The sequence below is a fragment of the Paracoccus sp. DMF-8 genome (assembly GCF_029309835.1).
Taxonomy (GTDB): domain Bacteria; phylum Pseudomonadota; class Alphaproteobacteria; order Rhodobacterales; family Rhodobacteraceae; genus Paracoccus.
Map to the genome: position 1 here is coordinate 270,010 of NZ_JARJHL010000011.1, position 15,398 is coordinate 285,407.

Annotated in this window: 16 protein-coding genes and 1 pseudogene; 8 read left to right on the forward strand and 9 right to left on the reverse strand. The window is 63.0% G+C overall.

What is annotated here, in order from left to right; translation table 11 throughout:
- Positions 1-3: 3 nt before the first annotated feature.
- The 3 genes from raiA to PE067_RS12870 all read left to right on the forward strand — a co-directional run bounded on the left by raiA (position 4) and on the right by PE067_RS12870 (position 1,386).
- The gene (gene raiA / locus PE067_RS12860) at positions 4-585 is read left to right on the forward strand and encodes a ribosome-associated translation inhibitor RaiA (protein ID WP_276190038.1); all 582 of its coding nucleotides are present in this window, start codon (positions 4-6) and stop codon (positions 583-585) included.
- Positions 586-648: 63 nt separating this feature from the next.
- Positions 649-1,113 carry a PTS sugar transporter subunit IIA gene (locus PE067_RS12865; RefSeq protein WP_276189807.1) on the forward strand — a complete coding sequence of 155 codons (465 nt, stop codon included), beginning with the start codon at positions 649-651 and terminating at the stop codon, positions 1,111-1,113.
- 84 nt (positions 1,114-1,197) lie between these two features.
- Entirely contained in the window at positions 1,198-1,386 is a 189-nt protein-coding gene (locus PE067_RS12870) for a hypothetical protein (protein ID WP_276189808.1), read from the forward strand.
- Between the two features lie 91 nt (positions 1,387-1,477).
- On the opposite strand, the gene PE067_RS12875 is transcribed toward PE067_RS12870, so the two are convergent.
- Complete coding sequence (locus tag PE067_RS12875; protein WP_276189810.1) at positions 1,478-2,347, reverse strand: branched-chain amino acid aminotransferase; 870 nt, start codon at positions 2,345-2,347, stop codon at positions 1,478-1,480.
- Between the two features lie 159 nt (positions 2,348-2,506).
- Here PE067_RS12875 and PE067_RS12880 point away from each other — a divergent pair, with 159 nt between their 5' ends.
- Together PE067_RS12880 and PE067_RS12885 are read left to right on the forward strand one after the other, a co-directional pair.
- A complete protein-coding gene (locus PE067_RS12880; RefSeq protein WP_276189812.1) occupies positions 2,507-3,022 on the forward strand; it encodes a MarR family transcriptional regulator in 516 nt (171 codons plus the stop codon).
- 22 nt (positions 3,023-3,044) lie between these two features.
- Entirely contained in the window at positions 3,045-3,752 is a 708-nt protein-coding gene (locus tag PE067_RS12885; RefSeq protein ID WP_276189814.1) for a response regulator, read from the forward strand.
- A gap of 10 nt (positions 3,753-3,762) precedes the next feature.
- Here the strand turns inward: PE067_RS12885 and PE067_RS12890 are convergent, their stop codons facing one another.
- On the reverse strand, positions 3,763-4,365 hold the full coding sequence (locus PE067_RS12890; protein WP_276189816.1) for a dimethylsulfonioproprionate lyase family protein: 603 nt from the start codon (positions 4,363-4,365) through the stop codon (positions 3,763-3,765).
- A gap of 190 nt (positions 4,366-4,555) precedes the next feature.
- Positions 4,556-7,261: a preprotein translocase subunit SecA gene (gene secA / locus PE067_RS12895; RefSeq protein ID WP_276189817.1), complete on the reverse strand. Its 2,706-nt coding sequence runs from the start codon at positions 7,259-7,261 to the stop codon at positions 4,556-4,558.
- A gap of 205 nt (positions 7,262-7,466) precedes the next feature.
- Between secA and PE067_RS12900 the strand changes: the two genes are divergently transcribed.
- The 3 genes and pseudogenes from PE067_RS12900 (at position 7,467) to PE067_RS12910 (ending at position 10,105) form a co-directional block, all read left to right on the forward strand.
- Positions 7,467-8,291, forward strand: a complete 825-nt coding sequence (locus tag PE067_RS12900; protein WP_276189818.1) for a peptidylprolyl isomerase — start codon at positions 7,467-7,469, stop codon at positions 8,289-8,291.
- Positions 8,292-8,295: 4 nt separating this feature from the next.
- Positions 8,296-9,711, forward strand: coding sequence for a bifunctional glutamate N-acetyltransferase/amino-acid acetyltransferase ArgJ (gene argJ / locus PE067_RS12905; RefSeq protein WP_276189819.1), 1,416 nt, complete (start codon positions 8,296-8,298; stop codon positions 9,709-9,711).
- Positions 9,708-10,105, forward strand: a pseudogene (locus PE067_RS12910) ((deoxy)nucleoside triphosphate pyrophosphohydrolase). Before argJ ends, PE067_RS12910 begins: the two are co-directional and overlap by 4 nt.
- A 410-nt stretch (positions 10,106-10,515) precedes the next feature.
- On the opposite strand, the gene PE067_RS12915 reads toward PE067_RS12910, so the two are convergent.
- The 6 genes from PE067_RS12915 to nusA form a co-directional block, all read right to left on the reverse strand.
- On the reverse strand, positions 10,516-10,704 hold the full coding sequence (locus PE067_RS12915) for a hypothetical protein (protein ID WP_276189821.1): 189 nt from the start codon (positions 10,702-10,704) through the stop codon (positions 10,516-10,518).
- Positions 10,677-10,901: a hypothetical protein gene (locus tag PE067_RS12920; protein WP_276189822.1), complete on the reverse strand. Its 225-nt coding sequence runs from the start codon at positions 10,899-10,901 to the stop codon at positions 10,677-10,679. The genes PE067_RS12915 and PE067_RS12920 overlap by 28 nt, the downstream gene beginning before the upstream one ends.
- Positions 10,858-11,310: a hypothetical protein gene (locus tag PE067_RS12925; RefSeq protein ID WP_276189823.1), complete on the reverse strand. Its 453-nt coding sequence runs from the start codon at positions 11,308-11,310 to the stop codon at positions 10,858-10,860. Before PE067_RS12925 ends, PE067_RS12920 begins: the two co-directional genes overlap by 44 nt.
- A gap of 72 nt (positions 11,311-11,382) precedes the next feature.
- Positions 11,383-13,071, reverse strand: coding sequence for a translation initiation factor IF-2 (infB, locus tag PE067_RS12930; RefSeq protein ID WP_276189825.1), 1,689 nt, complete (start codon positions 13,069-13,071; stop codon positions 11,383-11,385).
- 8 nt (positions 13,072-13,079) lie between these two features.
- Complete coding sequence (locus PE067_RS12935; RefSeq protein ID WP_276189827.1) at positions 13,080-13,697, reverse strand: RNA-binding protein; 618 nt, start codon at positions 13,695-13,697, stop codon at positions 13,080-13,082.
- A gap of 15 nt (positions 13,698-13,712) precedes the next feature.
- Positions 13,713-15,395 (reverse strand): transcription termination factor NusA, encoded by a 1,683-nt coding sequence (gene nusA, locus PE067_RS12940; RefSeq protein WP_276189829.1) that lies wholly within the window; start codon positions 15,393-15,395, stop codon positions 13,713-13,715.
- Positions 15,396-15,398 lie beyond the last annotated feature (3 nt).

The window sequence follows — 15,398 nt, forward strand, 5'->3', positions numbered from 1 at the left end:
ATCATGCGCTACCAAATCAGCGGAAAACAGATCGATGTCGGCGAAGCACTGGCCTCGCATGTCAAAACCGAACTGGGTGCCACGGTCGAGAAATACTCGCAGCGGCCGACGGATGCGACGGTGACGTTTTCGCGCAGCGCTCATGAGTTTCTTTGCGATTCGGTTGTGCATCTGTCCACCGGCCTGACCGCGCAGGCGCAGGGCCGGGCCACCGAAATCTATGCGGCATTCGAACAAAGCCGCGAACGCATGGACAAGCAGCTTCGCCGCTACAAGCGCCGGATCAAGGATCACAAGAAGGATCGGGTCGAACCGGTTGCCTTTGAAACCGCCGGGCTGTATGTGCTCGCCTCTGATGAAGATCAGTGGGAAATGAAAGACGACGGTCTGCCCCAGCCCATGATCATCGCTGAAATGGAAACCCGGGTTCCCACCCTTTCCGTCGGCGAAGCGGTCATGCAGATGGAACTGGCAGGCAAGCCGCTTTTCGTGTTCCGCAACGAACAACATGGTGGCGTGAACGTCGTCTATGCCCGCGAAGATGGCAACGTCGGCTGGATTGATCCCCGCAACCTCACGAACTGAACCGCTGCACCCGCAGCAAGTCGTCCCGGTTGCCATTTGCAGCCGGGACTGGGATAATTGGATATGCAGATCGTAGATATTCTGGCCCCGGCGGCGGTCAAGACACTCTCGCAGACGACCAGCAAGAAACGCCTTTTCCAGGATATCGCGGAAATGGCACGCCAGGTCTACGGCGTCGATGCCGTGCAGACGCTGGATGCGCTGCAGGAACGCGAAAGCCTTGGGCCGACCGGCGTGGGTCATGGCGTGGCCCTGCCCCATGCCCGGCTGCATGGGCTGGACCATGTCGTGGGGCTGTTCCTGCGTCTGGACAAGCCGCTTGATTTCGATGCCGTGGACCGCCAGCCGGTCGATCTGATCTTTGCGCTGCTCGCGCCCAAGAATACCGGCGTCGATCACCTCAAGGCGCTGGCGCTGGTGTCGCGGACGCTGCGCGATCAGGATCTGCGCGCCAAGCTGCGGGTGAATGACGATGCGGTAACGCTGCATGCGCTGCTGTCCGCCGCGCCGGGCATCAAGGCCGCGTAATTTTCCCGCAAGAGTTGCTGATTTCGGCGCGGGGATGGGCTATGCTGTCCCCGTTCCGTTCGTATCAAGTGGAGGTGATGCAAGATGGACAAGAAATCCCCGCCCCCCGCGCAACCGACCAGCACCGGGCGTTTCCGTCATTTCGTCCGGCAAGAGCGTGAATCGGGCATTCACCCCGCCATTCGCGCCCTGCATTCCCGCGCCAAGGGCGAGGCGGTCGGCCAGGGCCGCGCCGTTCAATATGCGCGGATCGAACGCGGCCACACGGCCTGATTGCGGTCTGCGCCAAAGCAAAACCGGGCCAAAGCAAAACCGGCCGGGGCGCGTTGCCCGGCCGGTTTTTTTCATGCCTGCGTGATACGTCTTAGCTGCGCACCAGCTTTTCATAGATATCCGACACCTCGCGCGCGATCGGGCCGACGGTAAAGCTGTAATCGCCGATCTGGGCGACCGGGGTGACCTCGGCCGCGGTGCCGGTCAGCCAGCATTCTTCGAAATCGGCCAGTTCCTCGGGCAGGATGCGGCGTTCGTGAACGGTGCGGCCCGCGTCCTTCAGCAAGGCGATGATGGTCTGGCGGGTGATTCCGTTCAGGAAACGGTCGGCCAGCGGGGTGTGGACCTCACCGCCCTTGGTGAAAAAGATGTTGGCGCCGGTCGCCTCGGCCACGAAACCCTCCCAGTCCATGAACAGCGCATCCGAACAGCCTTTTGCCTCGGCGGCGTGTTTCGACATGGTGCAGATCATGTAAAGCCCCGCTGCCTTGGCTGCGGTCGGGATGGTTTCGGGGCTGGGACGCTTCCATTTCGCGATGTCCAGTTTCGCGCCCTGCCATTTCGCATCGCCGTAGTAATTGCCCCATTCCCAGGCGGCGATGGCGATGCGCACCGGGTTGCCCTTGGCCGAGACGCCCATCTCGGGGCCGGAACCGCGCCACATCACCGCGCGGACATAGGCGTCGGTGAAGCCGTTGGCCTGCAGCACCTGTTCCTTGGCCGCGTCGATTTCCTCGGCCGTGAGGGGTGATGGCATGTCCAGCAGCCGCGCCGATTCGATCAGGCGCAGCGAATGTTCATGGCCCTTGAAGATCTTGCCGGCATAGCAACGCTCGCCTTCGAAAACAGAGCTGGCATAGTGCAGGGCGTGGGTCAGGATATGCACCTGCGCATCGCGCCAATCGACCAGTTCGCCATCCAGCCAGATTTTCCCGTCACGATCGTCATAAGCGCCAGCCATTACCTTGTTCTCCGCTTTAGTTAAGAATGTTGCGCGGTTATCCGGTTCAATCGGAATAAAGTTGCCCAACTTGTCATTCCGGCTATCCATTCGTGATTGGAAAGTCAACAAGTCTGACGTAATAAGTGCCAGCACATCACGGGTATCGCAGGGGTCGCCATGCAAAAAGAGGGTTCTATCGTCGGGAATCACAGCGAAAATCTGCTGTTTCTGACCGATGACCAGATCCGGCAGGGGATCGAGGCGCTGTATTTTTCCTATCGCGCCTTTACCTCGGACCCCGATCTGATCCTGCAGGACATCAACTATGGCCGCGCCCATCACCGGGCGCTGTATTTCATCAACCGCGAACCGGGGCTGACGGTGACCGCGCTTTTGGATGTGCTGCGCGTGACCAAGCAATCGCTGAACCGCGTCCTGCGCACCCTGATCGAGGACGGGCTGGTCGACAGCCGCGTCGGCCGCCGTGACCGCCGCGAAAGGTTGCTGTTCCTGACCGAAAAGGGGCAGGAGCTGGAACGCCGCCTGTCCGAACCGCAACGCGCGCGGGTGCGCAGCGCCTATCGCAACGCGGGGCCTCAGGCGGTTGCCGGGTTTCGTCAGGTGCTGGAATCCATGATGGATCGCGATACCCTGCGCCAGTTCCACGCGATGCGCGACGACGCCCAGCAATGAGCCCAGCAATGAGATCCGCCGAATGAGCCAGCCGGAAACGCATATCCTTGTCGTCGATGACGACGAACGTATCCGTGCGCTGCTGGGCAAGTTCCTGCGCCGCAACGATTATCTGGTAACGACGGCGCGTGATGCCGAACAGGCGCGGCGGCTGTTGTCGGGTCTGGAATTCGACCTGATCGTGCTGGACGTGATGATGCCGGGCGAAGATGGCTATTCCCTGACCCGCAGCCTGCGCAAGAAACGCGCCACGCCGATCCTGCTCTTGACCGCCAAGGGTGAAACCGGCGACCGGATCGAGGGGCTGGAAAGCGGCGCCGACGACTATCTGCCCAAGCCCTTCGACCCGCGCGAATTGTTGCTGCGGATCGGCGCGATCCTGCGCCGCGTGCCGGTGTCAGAGGCAAAGGGGCCGCAGTTCCTGACCCTTGGTCGTCTGCGCTATGACATTGAAAAAAGCGAACTTTGGCAGGGTGAAAATCTGATCCGCCTGACCGGGACGGAACAGGCGCTGATGCGCAGGTTGGCCGCATCGGTGGGCGAGGCGGTCAGCCGCGCCGATCTGATCGAGGATCTGGGCCGCGCGCCCGCTGATGATGCAGGCGAAAATTCCGAACGCGCCATTGACGTTCAGATCACCCGCCTGCGCCGCAAGATCGAACTGGACCCGAAAGAGCCGCGTTTCCTGCAGACCGTGCGGGGCACCGGCTATATGCTGGTGCCCGACTAGGCCGGCAGGCTCAGGCCGCTTCGCGTTCCGGATACAGCGCCCAAAGCGCCAGCAGCGGCGCGTCGTCTGCGGATTTCATCGCATGGACGACATTGGGCGGGTTGTAGAAGCTGCCGCCCATGCCGGGGGTGAACCAGTCCGGACCGCTGTGGTTGCGGAACTGGCCGGGCGACAGGACCAGATAGGTTTCCTCGGGTTTGTGCTGGTGGTCGGGATAGCGCGTGGCGGGGGCCAGCAGGCTGAGACCGATCCAGACATCCCCGCGATGTTCGATCCCGCCGGGGCCAATCAGCATGGCATTGGCGTGGTTGTCGTCGAATTCCGGGGTGGTATCGCCTTCGCGCCCCGAAGGGCGCCAGCACATCAGCGGCGCCAATTCGCGCAACGCGTCAAACAGCGCATCCAGATCGGCGGCGCCCGTCGGTTGGTTCAGCGCGGGTTCCAGCCATGAACAGACGGGCAATTCGGCGGGGGCGGCCCCGCCCTCGACCGCCTGGGCCAGCGCCTGTTCGATCCTGTCCAGCGATATTGCCGCCGCGGGTTCCGGCGCGCGCGCCCGCATGGCGGGCAGGGCGGTATCGACAAGGCGTTGAAGTGCTGCGGGGCGCGGCATGGTGGCCTCCAGGGCAATGACACGGGGCATGGAACATGAACGGCCGCGGCAGGGCAATCCCCGCCGGTCGCGGCATCCGCCAAAGGTCGCAGATGCGACAGGGGGCCAGATGCGACAGGGGGCCAGATGCGACAAGGGGCAGGTCCCGCGACCCGCCCCTTGCCCCTGTGTCTGTGCCGCTGCGTTACGATCAGGCCAGACGGCCGTGGCAATGCTTGAACTTTTCGCCCGAGCCGCAGGGGCAGGGGTCATTGCGCGAGGGGTTGCCCCAGGTTGTCGGGTCGCCCGCGTCAAAGCCCGGCGCGCGTGCGCTTGGTTCGCCGCCCTCGGCTTCTTCGTGGGTGGCCTGCATCTGGCGTTGCGCGGCGGCCTGTTGTTCGGCGTATTCGCGGATCATCTGTTCACGTTCGGCATCGGTCAGCGGGCGGATGCGTGCCAGTTGCTGCGTGACCGCGCCGCGCAGGCCGTCCAGCAGGCGTTCGAACAGTTGGAAGCCTTCGGTCTTGTATTCGGACAGCGGGTCGCGCTGCGCATAGCCGCGGAAACCCACGACGGAACGCAGATGTTCCAGCGTGATCAGATGTTCGCGCCATTTGCCGTCGATCTGTTGCAGCAGGATCTGCTTTTCGATCTGGTTCATGTTTTCGGCGCCGAACTGTTCGATTTTCTGCGCCATATAGTCGTCGGTCGCGGCCAGAATTTTTTCGGCCACGCTTTCCTGATCGACGCCGTCTTCCTCTATCCAGTCGGTGATCGGCAGGTCCATGTTCAGCCGGTCGATCACGGCGCCTTTCAACCCCGTCACATCCCATTGTTCCGCATAGGATTTCGCGGGCATGAATTCCTCGACCAGATCGTCGATCACCTGTTCGCGCATGTCGCGGGTGATGTCGCTGACGTCTTCGGATTGCATGATTTCCAGACGCTGGCTGAAGATCGCCTTGCGCTGGTCGTTCATCACATCGTCGAATTTCAGCAATTGCTTGCGGATGTCGAAGTTGCGGCCTTCGACCTTGGCCTGGGCGCGTTCCAGCGATTTGTTCACCCAGGGGTGAATGATCGCCTCGCCTTCCTTCATGCCAAGCGTGGACAGCACCTTGTCCAGCCGTTCCGAGCCGAAGATCCGCATCAGGTCGTCTTCCAGCGACAGGAAGAACAACGAGCGGCCGGGGTCGCCCTGACGGCCCGAGCGGCCGCGCAGCTGGTTGTCGATGCGGCGGCTTTCGTGGCGTTCGGTCGACAGGACGAACAGCCCGCCCGCGTCCAGAACCGCCTGTTTTTCCGCGGCGTGCTCGGCTTCGATACGGGCGCGCAATTCGTCGGGATGGGCCTCGGGGTCGGCGGCCAGCGCCTCCATCACCTTCATCTCGACATTGCCGCCCAGCTGGATGTCGGTGCCGCGACCCGCCATGTTGGTGGCAATGGTGACGGCGCCCAGCTTGCCCGCGTCGGCGACGATCTTCGCCTCTTGTTCGTGCTGGCGCGCGTTCAGGACGTTATGGGCGATGCCCTGCTGGGTCAGGATATTCGCCAGCATTTCTGATTTCTCGATCGAGGTGGTGCCGACCAGAACCGGCTGGCCCTTGGCATGGGCCTCTTTCAGGGCCTCGATCACGGCATCGTATTTCTCGGCCGCCGTGCGGTAAACGCGGTCATGTTCGTCGATGCGCTGGATCGGGCGGTTGGTCGGAACCTCGACCACGCCCAGCTTATAGATCTCGGCGAATTCCTCGGCCTCGGTGGCGGCGGTGCCGGTCATGCCCGACAGCTTGTCATACAGGCGGAAATAGTTCTGGAAGGTGACCGAGGCCAGCGTCACGTTCTCGGGCTGGATGGTGACGCGTTCCTTGGCCTCGATGGCCTGATGCAACCCGTCGGACAGGCGACGGCCCTTCATCATCCGGCCGGTGAATTCGTCGATCAGGACAATTTCATCGTCGCGCACGATGTAATGCTGGTCCTTCTGGAACAGCTTGTGCGCGCGCAGGGCCTGGTTGATGTGGTGGACGATGGTGGTCGATTCCGGGTCATACAGCGTCTGCCCTTCGGGCAGGACGCCCGCCTCGTGCAGGCGGTTCTCCAGATATTCGTTGCCCTCTTCGGTATAGGTCGCGTTGCGGGTCTTTTCGTCCAGCGTGTAATGGTCGGGCGTCAGTTCCGGGATGAAGGCATCCAGCGTCACATACAGTTCCGAACGGTCCTGCGAGGGGCCGGAAATGATCAGCGGCGTGCGCGCCTCGTCGATCAGGATGCTGTCCACCTCGTCGACGATGGCAAAGAAATGCCCGCGCTGCGTCATCTGGTCGATGGCGCCCTTCATATTGTCGCGCAGGTAGTCAAAGCCCAGTTCGTTGTTCGTCGCATAGGTCACGTCGGCCTGATAGGCCGCGCGCTTTTCCTCGTCGGGCTGGAACGGGTAGACGACGCCGGTGGTCAGGCCAAGGGCGCCGAACACCTTGCTCATCCATTCGCCGTCGCGTTTGGCAAGGTAGTCGTTCACGGTGACGACATGCACGCCCTTGCCCGCCAGCGCGTTCAGATAGGCGGGGAAGGTCGCCATCAGCGTCTTGCCCTCACCCGTTTTCATTTCGGAAATATTGCCCTGATGCAGGAAAATCCCGCCCATCAGCTGCACATCGAAGGCGCGCAGGCCAAGCGCGCGGCGCGCGCCTTCGCGACAATTGGCAAAGGCCTCGGGCAGCAGCTTGTCCAGGCTTTCGCCGGATTGCGCGCGGCCCTGCAATTCGCGGGTCTTGCCGATCAGATCCGCATCCGACATCGCCTGAAACTGCGGTTCCAGTGCGTTGATCTGTGCGACGATGGGGCGGGTTGCCTTGATCTTGCGGTCGTTGGGCGTACCGAAGACCTTCTTAGCCAGAGTTCCGAAGCCGAGCATATGAGCCTTCAAATTCGTGTATCGGGATGCACTGCGCCTTTCGGCCACTTGCCCGCACCATCGGCCTTGCCCTATCACTGGGCGGCAATAATGGCGGCGGGCGCGCATTATCGGTTGCGCCGGATGTATGCCTCGACCGTCCAACTGTCAACGCTTGCGCCGGTCTGCCGTCCCGCATACCCGGCCCGGCATGGGGAATAAGATGATGAAACCGATCTTTGCGGTCGCGATCCTGACTGCTGCGCCGGCTTTTGCACAGGACGCCGACACCGTTGTCGCGACCGTCAATGGCCAGACCATCACGCTTGGCCAGATGATCGCGATGAAGGAAGGGCTGAATGATCCCTCGACCGCGAACCTGCCGGATTCCGTGCTGTGGGAACTGATGCTGGACCAGATGATCCGCCAGACCGCCGTGGGCCAGCCCCGCGCCGAGGCCCTGACCAAGCGTGACGAGGCCGCGCTGGAAATCGACCGCCGCGCCTATCTGGCCGGTGCCGCGCTGGAGGAAATCGCGACGCCCGATCCGACCGACGACGAAATGCGCGCCATCTATGACCGTCTGGTCGGCGATGATGGCGAGGCCCGGATCGAATACAACGCCGCCCATATTCTGGTGAAAACCGAAGACGAGGCCAAGGCGATCGAGGCGGAACTGGCGGGCGGCGCCGATTTCGGCACGCTGGCCGAACAGAAATCGACCGACAATTCTTCGGCCAACAAGGGCGATCTGGGCTGGTTCCAGCCCGCCCAGATGGTCGCCCCCTTTGCCGAGGCCGTGCAGGCGCTGAAACCCGGCGAACTGTCGAAACCCGTCGAAACCCAATTCGGCTGGCATGTCATCAAGCTGAATGAAACCCGCAATGTCGAGCCGCCGAAATACGAAGAGGTCAAGGAACAGCTTGCCATTCAGGTTCGCCGCGAGCGTGTGGAAAGCCAGATCCAGAAAAGCGTTGACGAAGCCACGATAGAAAAGGTCGAAGGGATCGACCCGGCCCTGTTGGGCAAGACCGAACTGCTGGAGCAATAAGATCATGGCAAAGGGCGACAAAAAGCTGAAAAATCTCAGCGAAGCCGACAAGGTCAAGGAACTGAAGCGGCGCCTGAAAAAGCTGAAGGCCAAGGGCGCCGATGCCGTGACCGGGGCTGTCGCGGGCGTCGAAGGCGCGGTTGCGGCGGCGGTGACCCGCGTCGCTTCGGCCAAGGCGGGGAAAAAGCTGTCTCCGCTGGCGCCGGCGCGTTTCCCGACCATGCCGGTGATTGCGGGCGTCGAATTCGCATCCGGCGCGGCGGGCGTGAAATACAAGGGCCGCACCGATGTCACGCTGATCCGTCTGGCGCCCGGCACGGCGATTGCCGGGGCCTTCACGAAATCCTCGACCCGCGCGGCATCCATTCTGGATTGCCAGCAAAAGCTGGCGGCCCATGCCGAAAGCGACGGCGGCGCGGCGATTGTCGTGAACTCGGGCAATGCCAATGCCTTTACCGGCGCGGCGGGGCAGGCCTCGGTCAATGCGGTGACGGCGGCGGTGGCGCGCGCGACCGGCGTGCCGCAGGGCCGGGTGTTTTCCTCGTCCACCGGCGTCATCGGCGAGCCGCTGCCCCATGACCGCATCGTGGCGATGGTCGGCGATCTGGCGGGCAAGCTGGATGCGAACGGGCTGAAAGGTGCGGCCGAGGCGATCATGACCACCGACACCTTCCCGAAAGGTGCCGCGGCCGAGGTGCAGGGCGAAGGCGGCACGATCCGCATCGCGGGCATTGCCAAGGGCTCGGGGATGATTGCCCCCGATATGGCGACGATGCTGGTCTATATCTTTACCGATGCGAAAATCTCGGCGCCGGTTTTGCAAAAGATCGTGTCGAAACAGGTCGGCGACACCTTCAACGCGATTACCGTGGACAGCGATACCTCGACCTCGGATGCGCTGATCGTGGCGGCGACGGGCAAATCCGATGCCGCGCCGCTCGCCGATATGCGCAGCAAACCCGCGCGCGAATTCACGGCGGCCCTGCGCGGGGTCATGCTGGATCTGGCCCAGCAGGTCGTCCGTGATGGCGAGGGTGCCACGAAATTCGTCGAGGTTCAGGTCACGGGCGCGGCCAGCAAATCCGATGCGAACAAGGTCGCGCTGGCGATTGCCAATTCGCCCCTGGTCAAGACCGCCATCGCGGGCGAGGATGCGAATTGGGGCCGTGTCGTCATGGCCGTCGGCAAATCCGGCGCACAGGCCGACCGCGACAGGCTGACGATCCGTTTCGGCGATCTGGTGCTGGCCGAAAAGGGTTGGCGCGCCCCCGATTACGACGAGGAAAAGACCAGCGCCTATATGAAGCGCGACAATCTGGTGATCGGTGTCGATCTGGGGCTGGGCGACGCGGCGCGCACGGTCTGGACCTGCGATCTGACGCATGGCTACATCGACATCAACGCGGATTACCGGTCGTGAAAATCACTCTGGTCGCGGCCGTGGCGCTGATAGATGCGGATGGCCGCGTGCTTCTGGCCCAACGCCCCGAAGGCAAAACGCTTGCGGGGCTGTGGGAATTTCCCGGCGGCAAGGTCGATCCCAGCGAAACCCCGAACAGGCGCTGATCCGTGAACTGCACGAAGAGCTGGGCATTGATACCTGGACCTCGTGCCTTGCGCCGCTGACATTCGCCAGCCACAGCTATGATGATTTCCATCTGCTGATGCCGCTTTATGCCTGTCGGCGCTGGAATGGCACGCCAATCCCGCAAGAGGGTCAGAAACTGGCCTGGGTTCGTGCGCTTGATCTGGGCAAATACGACATGCCGCCCGCCGATCTGCCGCTGATTCCCATTCTGCGCGACTGGCTGTAATCGGAACAATACGCGCGGCGCAGAAAAATAGTGTAAATGCGCATCATTTCTGCACCGCGGCGCATATAAAATATTAACTTCCCGAAAATTTTATGAAGATACTATGAAACTCAGAGGGAGGAGGAGTGGACATGATTCGCACGGTCACGATCGGAAGCTGTATTTCAGTCCAGGGTATCTTTGAACGTCAGGCGTCCAACGGAAATATTGTGGTCCGGGTCGGCACCAAGACTTACGAAGGTAAACCTGTCATTTCCTGACGTCAAAAGCCGTTGTAACGATTTCCGAACGAGGTGTTGGGGAAACCGGCGCCTCGTTTTTTGATGGCCGGTTCGCGGCAAAAGTTTGTAGCATAAGAAAAGGGCGCCCCGAAAGGCGCCCTTTTGTCGATTGGCAAGGGGGCTTGGACATTACAGCTGGCGCTGCACTTCCTCGCGCTCGAAAATCTCGATGATATCGCCCTTGCGGATATCGTCGTAGTTTTCAAAGGCCATGCCGCATTCCTGACCGGATTGCACTTCCTTGACCTCATCCTTGAAGCGTTTGAGCGTCTTGAGCGTGCCTTCGTGGATCACCACGTTGTCGCGCAGCAGGCGCACGCCAGCCGAACGGCGGGCAGCGCCAGCCCGGTGACCAGACAGCCCGCAACCATGCCGACGCCCGAAACCCGGAAGGTTTCGCGGATCTCGGCATAGCCGATGAAATGCTCGCGCACCTCGGCGGACAGCAGGCCCGAGGCCGCCGCTTTCACGTCATCCACCAGATCGTAGATGATCGAGTAATAGCGGATTTCCACGCCTTTCTGGTTTGCTGCATTGCGCGCGGGGGCGTTGGCACGGACGTTGAAGCCGATGACCGGCGCGCCCTGAGGCTTCGGCCAGGCCGATATCGGATGCGGTGATCGCGCCGACGCCGTAATGCAGGACGCGCACGCGAACCTCGTCGTTGCCGATCTTTTCCAGCGCCCGGACGATCGCTTCGGCCGAACCCTGCACGTCGGCCTTGACGACGACCGGCAGCTCGGCGACGCTTTCATCGGCCTTGGCCTTGGCCAGCATCTGGTCCAGCGTGATCGCGGCACCGGCGGCGGCGCGTTTGTCCTTGGCGGCCTGTTCGCGGTAATCGGCGATTTCACGGGCCTGCGCCTCGGTTTCGACGACGTTCAGCACATCGCCCGCTTCGGGCGTGCCGTTCAGGCCCAGCACCTCGACCGGGACCGAAGGTCCGGCCTCTTCGACGCGGTCGCCCTTGTCGTTTATCAGCGCGCGGACCTTGCCCTATTGTTCGCCGACGACAAAGATGTCGCCGCGTTTCAGCGTGCCGTTCTGGACCAGAACGGTGGCGACGGGACCACGGCCCACGTCCAGCTGCGCCTCGATCACCGCGCCCATGGCGGGGCGGTCGGGGTTGGCTTTCAATCCCAGGATTTCGGCTTGCAGCGCGATGGCTTCCAGCAGGTTGTCCAGGCCCTGACCGGTCTTGGCCGAGATCTCGATATCCTGCACATCGCCGGACAGGGCTTCGACGACAACCTCGTGTTGCAGCAGGTCGGTGCGGACCTTTTGCGGGTTGGCGGCGGGCTTGTCGACCTTGTTGATGGCGACGATCATCGGGACACCGGCGGCCTTGGCGTGGTTGATCGCCTCGACCGTCTGCGGCATCACGGCGTCATCGGCGGCAACCACCAGAACGACGATATCCGTGACCTGAGCCCCGCGCGCCCGCATCGAGGTGAACGCGGCGTGGCCCGGCGTATCCAGGAAGGTCAGCAGCGCACCGGAATCGGTGCGGACCTGATAGGCGCCGATGTGCTGGGTGATGCCACCGGCTTCGCCCGCGACGACATTCGCCTTGCGGATCGCGTCCAGCAGCGAGGTCTTGCCGTGGTCGACATGGCCCATGATCGTGATGATCGGGGCGCGCGGCTGCAGATCTTCGGCCTTGTCCTGAACCTGATCAATGACCTGTTCCACGTCCGAATCCGACACGCGCACGGTGCGGTGGCCGAATTCCTCGATCACCAGCTCGGCGGTATCGGCGTCGATCGCCTGGTTCGCCGTGACCATCATGCCCATGCGCATCAGCGATTTGACGACATCGGGCGTGCGTTCGGCCATGCGGTTGGCCAGTTCCGACACGACGATGGTTTCCGGCAGCTGCACATCGCGCACCTGCTTTTCGGCGCGGGTCGCACCGCCCATCGCCTTCTGGCGGGCCTTTTCCTGCTTCCGCTTCATCGCGGCAAGGCTGCGCTGACGCCCGCCTTCGCCATCGCCAAGTGCCTGGCTGATCGACAGCTTGCCGGTGCGGCGGCTGTCATCACGGCCCTTGTTTCGGTTGTTGCTGTCGTCGCTGCGGGTATCGCGTTCACGATCCGGCTGCTTGCGCGGCCCGGTCGAGCTGACGCCCTTGGTTTCGGCGCGCGAGGCTGCGGCCTCGGCAGCGGCGCGGTCCGCCGGCGTGGCGGGTTTCGCGGCGGCTGCGGGCTTGGCGCGGACCTCTTCTTTCTTCTGGGCGCGCAGTTCCGCCTCGCGGGCTTTGCGCGCGTCCTCTTCTTCCTTCAGGCGCAGGGCCTCAAGACGTTCGCGCTCTTCACGCTCTTTCGCCTCGATTTCGGCGCGGCGACGCTCGCGTTCTTCCTCGCGGGCCTTTTCGTCGGCGGCGCGCTGTGCGGCCTCTTCGACCTCGCGCTGCTTGGCGGCGCGCAGGGCGGCCAGACGGCGCTCCATCTCGGCATCCGAGATCCCGGCGGGACGTTTCGACGGATCACCAGAGACCGCCGAGCCCGAGCGTGACGCATTGCCGCCAGCCGCACCGGGCTTGCCCGGCACGACGACGCGCTTGCGTTTGGTCTCGACAACCACATTATGGGTCCGGCCGTGGCTGAAGCTTTGCTTCACATGGCCCGAACGGCCAGCACCACCACTACCAAGACCCAGGGGTTTCTTTCCGTCACTATCGCTCATTCCGATCTTCAATCCTTCCCGGCGGAGCTTCCGCCGTCATGCCCGCGCAGACCTGTCAGCCTGCTTGCGTCCCTGATGACGCGTTCCGTCAGGCCCCCCGGCGCAAGCGCGCTGTGTATGACATGATCGCGTCCAAAGGACAAACCCAATTCTGATGCGGTCAGGCAGCCGAACCAGCGTCCACCCTCGGGTGTCCACAGCTTGCCTTTTCCGCGTTCCGACCCGTCCGATGCCTGCAGCAGAACCTTGGCCCTGCCCTGTGCAAGCCAGTCCTTGACCTTCTCGAATCCGGCGACCGCATCGCCCGCTTTTCTGGACAGCGAAACCAGCCCGACAATGCGCTGCGCGAGGCCCGTTTCGATCAGGTCCAGAAGGTCGTCGGAGGCGCTGACCGGGGCCTTTGCGCCGCGCGCAAACAGCCCCTTTTTCATCGCTTTCCCCAATATAGTGCGATCGGCCGTCACCCAGAAGCCCCGGCCGGGCAATTTTTCCGCCAGATCCGGCACCACCGTGCCATCGGGTCCGGCGACAAAACGGATCAGCCCGTGTTTCGGCCCGACATCGCCCGTGACGATGCAGCGCCGATCAGGCGTCTCGCGGTCCTTGGTCCGGCCCCCGCGTGTCATCCATTGTCCGGGGCGTTACACCCCGGCCTCCTCGGTGTCGTCCTCGGCGCCGTCTTCGGACGCGTCGGATTCCAGCTCGGTCGGATCGACCCAGCCCAGCATGATTCGCGCGGTCATGATCAGGGTCTGCGCATCTTCCAGCGATACGCCAAAGCCTTCCAGCAACCCGTCGTCCTTGACGCGCTGGCCGTCCACGGTCGTCCAGCCGCCCGCCAGTTCCCAATCGGCGCAGGTGGCGAAATCTTCCAGCGTCTTGATGTCGTCCTTGGCCAGCGCCTCGACCATCTGGGGCGTCAGCCCTTCGAATTCGATCAGGCTGTCTTCGACCCCCAGGGCGCGGGCGTTTTCCAGCGCGGCGCGGTTCGCGGCCTCCAGATGTTCGCGGGCGCGGGTCTGCAGTTCCTCGGCGGTGGCTTCGTCCACGCCTTCGATGGACAGCAGTTCATCCGATTCGACATAGGCGACTTCTTCCAGGTTGGTGAAGCCTTCGGCGACCAGCAACTGGGCAAAGAATTCGTCCAGATCCAGCGCGTCGATGAACAGCTGGGTGCGGGCGTTGAATTCGGCCTGACGGCGCTTGGATTCTTCTTCCTCGGTGAGGATGTCGATATCCAGCCCGGTCAGCTGGCTGGCCAGGCGGACGTTCTGGCCGCGACGGCCGATGGCCAGCGAAAGCTGTTCGTCGGGCACCACCACCTCGATGCGCGAGGCGTCTTCGTCGATGACGACCTTGGCGACCTCGGCCGGTTGCAGCGCGTTCACAAGGAAGGTCGCCGCATCCTCGTTCCACGGGATGATGTCGATCTTTTCGCCCTGCAATTCGCCGACGACGGCCTGAACGCGCGATCCGCGCATACCGACGCAGGCGCCGACCGGGTCGATCGAGTTGTCATAGGAAACCACGGCGATCTTGGCGCGCGAACCGGGGTCGCGGGCCACGGCCTTGATTTCGATGACGCCGTCATAGATTTCCGGCACTTCCATCTTGAACAGTTCCGCCATGAATTGCGGATCGGTGCGCGACAGGAAGATCTGCGGGCCGCGCGCTTCGCGGCGCACGTCCTTGACATAGGCGCGGATGCGGTCGTTCGGGCGATAGCTTTCGCGGCCGATCTTCTCGTTGCGGCGCAGGATCGCCTCGCCACGGCCGACATCGACGATGATATTGCCGTATTCCTCGCGTTTCACGACGCCGTTGATGATGGTGCCGGCGCGGTCCTTGAATTCTTCATACTGGCGGTCACGCTCGGCCTCGCGGACGCGCTGCAGGATGACCTGTTTCGCGGATTGCGCGGCGATGCGGCCCAGTTCGACCGGGGGCACCTGTTCCTGGAACACGTCGCCGATCTGCGGGCCGCCGGCGAAATCTTCGATCCGGGCGCCGTCGCGCGACCAGAAGCTGTCCGCATTGCGCGATTTTTCGAAATAGGGCCGGGCCTGCTGGGCCGAGAACTGGGCCTGATAGTTTTCCAGTTCCTCGTCCTCGACGACGGTGCGGACGCGGGTGAAGGTGGCATTGCCGGTCTTGCGGTCGATCCGCACCCGGATATCCATTTCCGAGCCGTAGCGCGACTTTGCCGCGCGGGCCAGACTGTCTTCCATCGCTTCGATGACCAGTTCGGGTTCGATCATCTTTTCGCGCGCGACGGCTTCGGCCGTCTGCAGCAGTTCAAGCTGGTTCGCGGAGGTGATTGCCATGGA

What these genes read in the sequence shown, in the direction of transcription:
- PE067_RS12865 (WP_276189807.1), top strand. Translation starts at nt 649, where the DNA reads ATGCAGATCGTAGATATTCTGGCCCCGGCGGCGGTCAAGACACTCTCG.
- PE067_RS12875 (WP_276189810.1), bottom strand. Translation starts at nt 2,347, where the DNA reads ATGGCTGGCGCTTATGACGATCGTGACGGGAAAATCTGGCTGGATGGC.
- PE067_RS12885 (WP_276189814.1), top strand. Translation starts at nt 3,045, where the DNA reads ATGAGCCAGCCGGAAACGCATATCCTTGTCGTCGATGACGACGAACGT.
- raiA (WP_276190038.1), top strand. Translation starts at nt 4, where the DNA reads ATGCGCTACCAAATCAGCGGAAAACAGATCGATGTCGGCGAAGCACTG.
- PE067_RS12935 (WP_276189827.1), bottom strand. Translation starts at nt 13,697, where the DNA reads ATGACACGCGGGGGCCGGACCAAGGACCGCGAGACGCCTGATCGGCGC.
- PE067_RS12880 (WP_276189812.1), top strand. Translation starts at nt 2,507, where the DNA reads ATGCAAAAAGAGGGTTCTATCGTCGGGAATCACAGCGAAAATCTGCTG.
- infB (WP_276189825.1), bottom strand. Translation starts at nt 13,071, where the DNA reads ATGAGCGATAGTGACGGAAAGAAACCCCTGGGTCTTGGTAGTGGTGGT.
- secA (WP_276189817.1), bottom strand. Translation starts at nt 7,261, where the DNA reads ATGCTCGGCTTCGGAACTCTGGCTAAGAAGGTCTTCGGTACGCCCAAC.
- PE067_RS12890 (WP_276189816.1), bottom strand. Translation starts at nt 4,365, where the DNA reads ATGCCGCGCCCCGCAGCACTTCAACGCCTTGTCGATACCGCCCTGCCC.
- nusA (WP_276189829.1), bottom strand. Translation starts at nt 15,395, where the DNA reads ATGGCAATCACCTCCGCGAACCAGCTTGAACTGCTGCAGACGGCCGAA.
- PE067_RS12900 (WP_276189818.1), top strand. Translation starts at nt 7,467, where the DNA reads ATGAAACCGATCTTTGCGGTCGCGATCCTGACTGCTGCGCCGGCTTTT.
- PE067_RS12870 (WP_276189808.1), top strand. Translation starts at nt 1,198, where the DNA reads ATGGACAAGAAATCCCCGCCCCCCGCGCAACCGACCAGCACCGGGCGT.
- argJ (WP_276189819.1), top strand. Translation starts at nt 8,296, where the DNA reads ATGGCAAAGGGCGACAAAAAGCTGAAAAATCTCAGCGAAGCCGACAAG.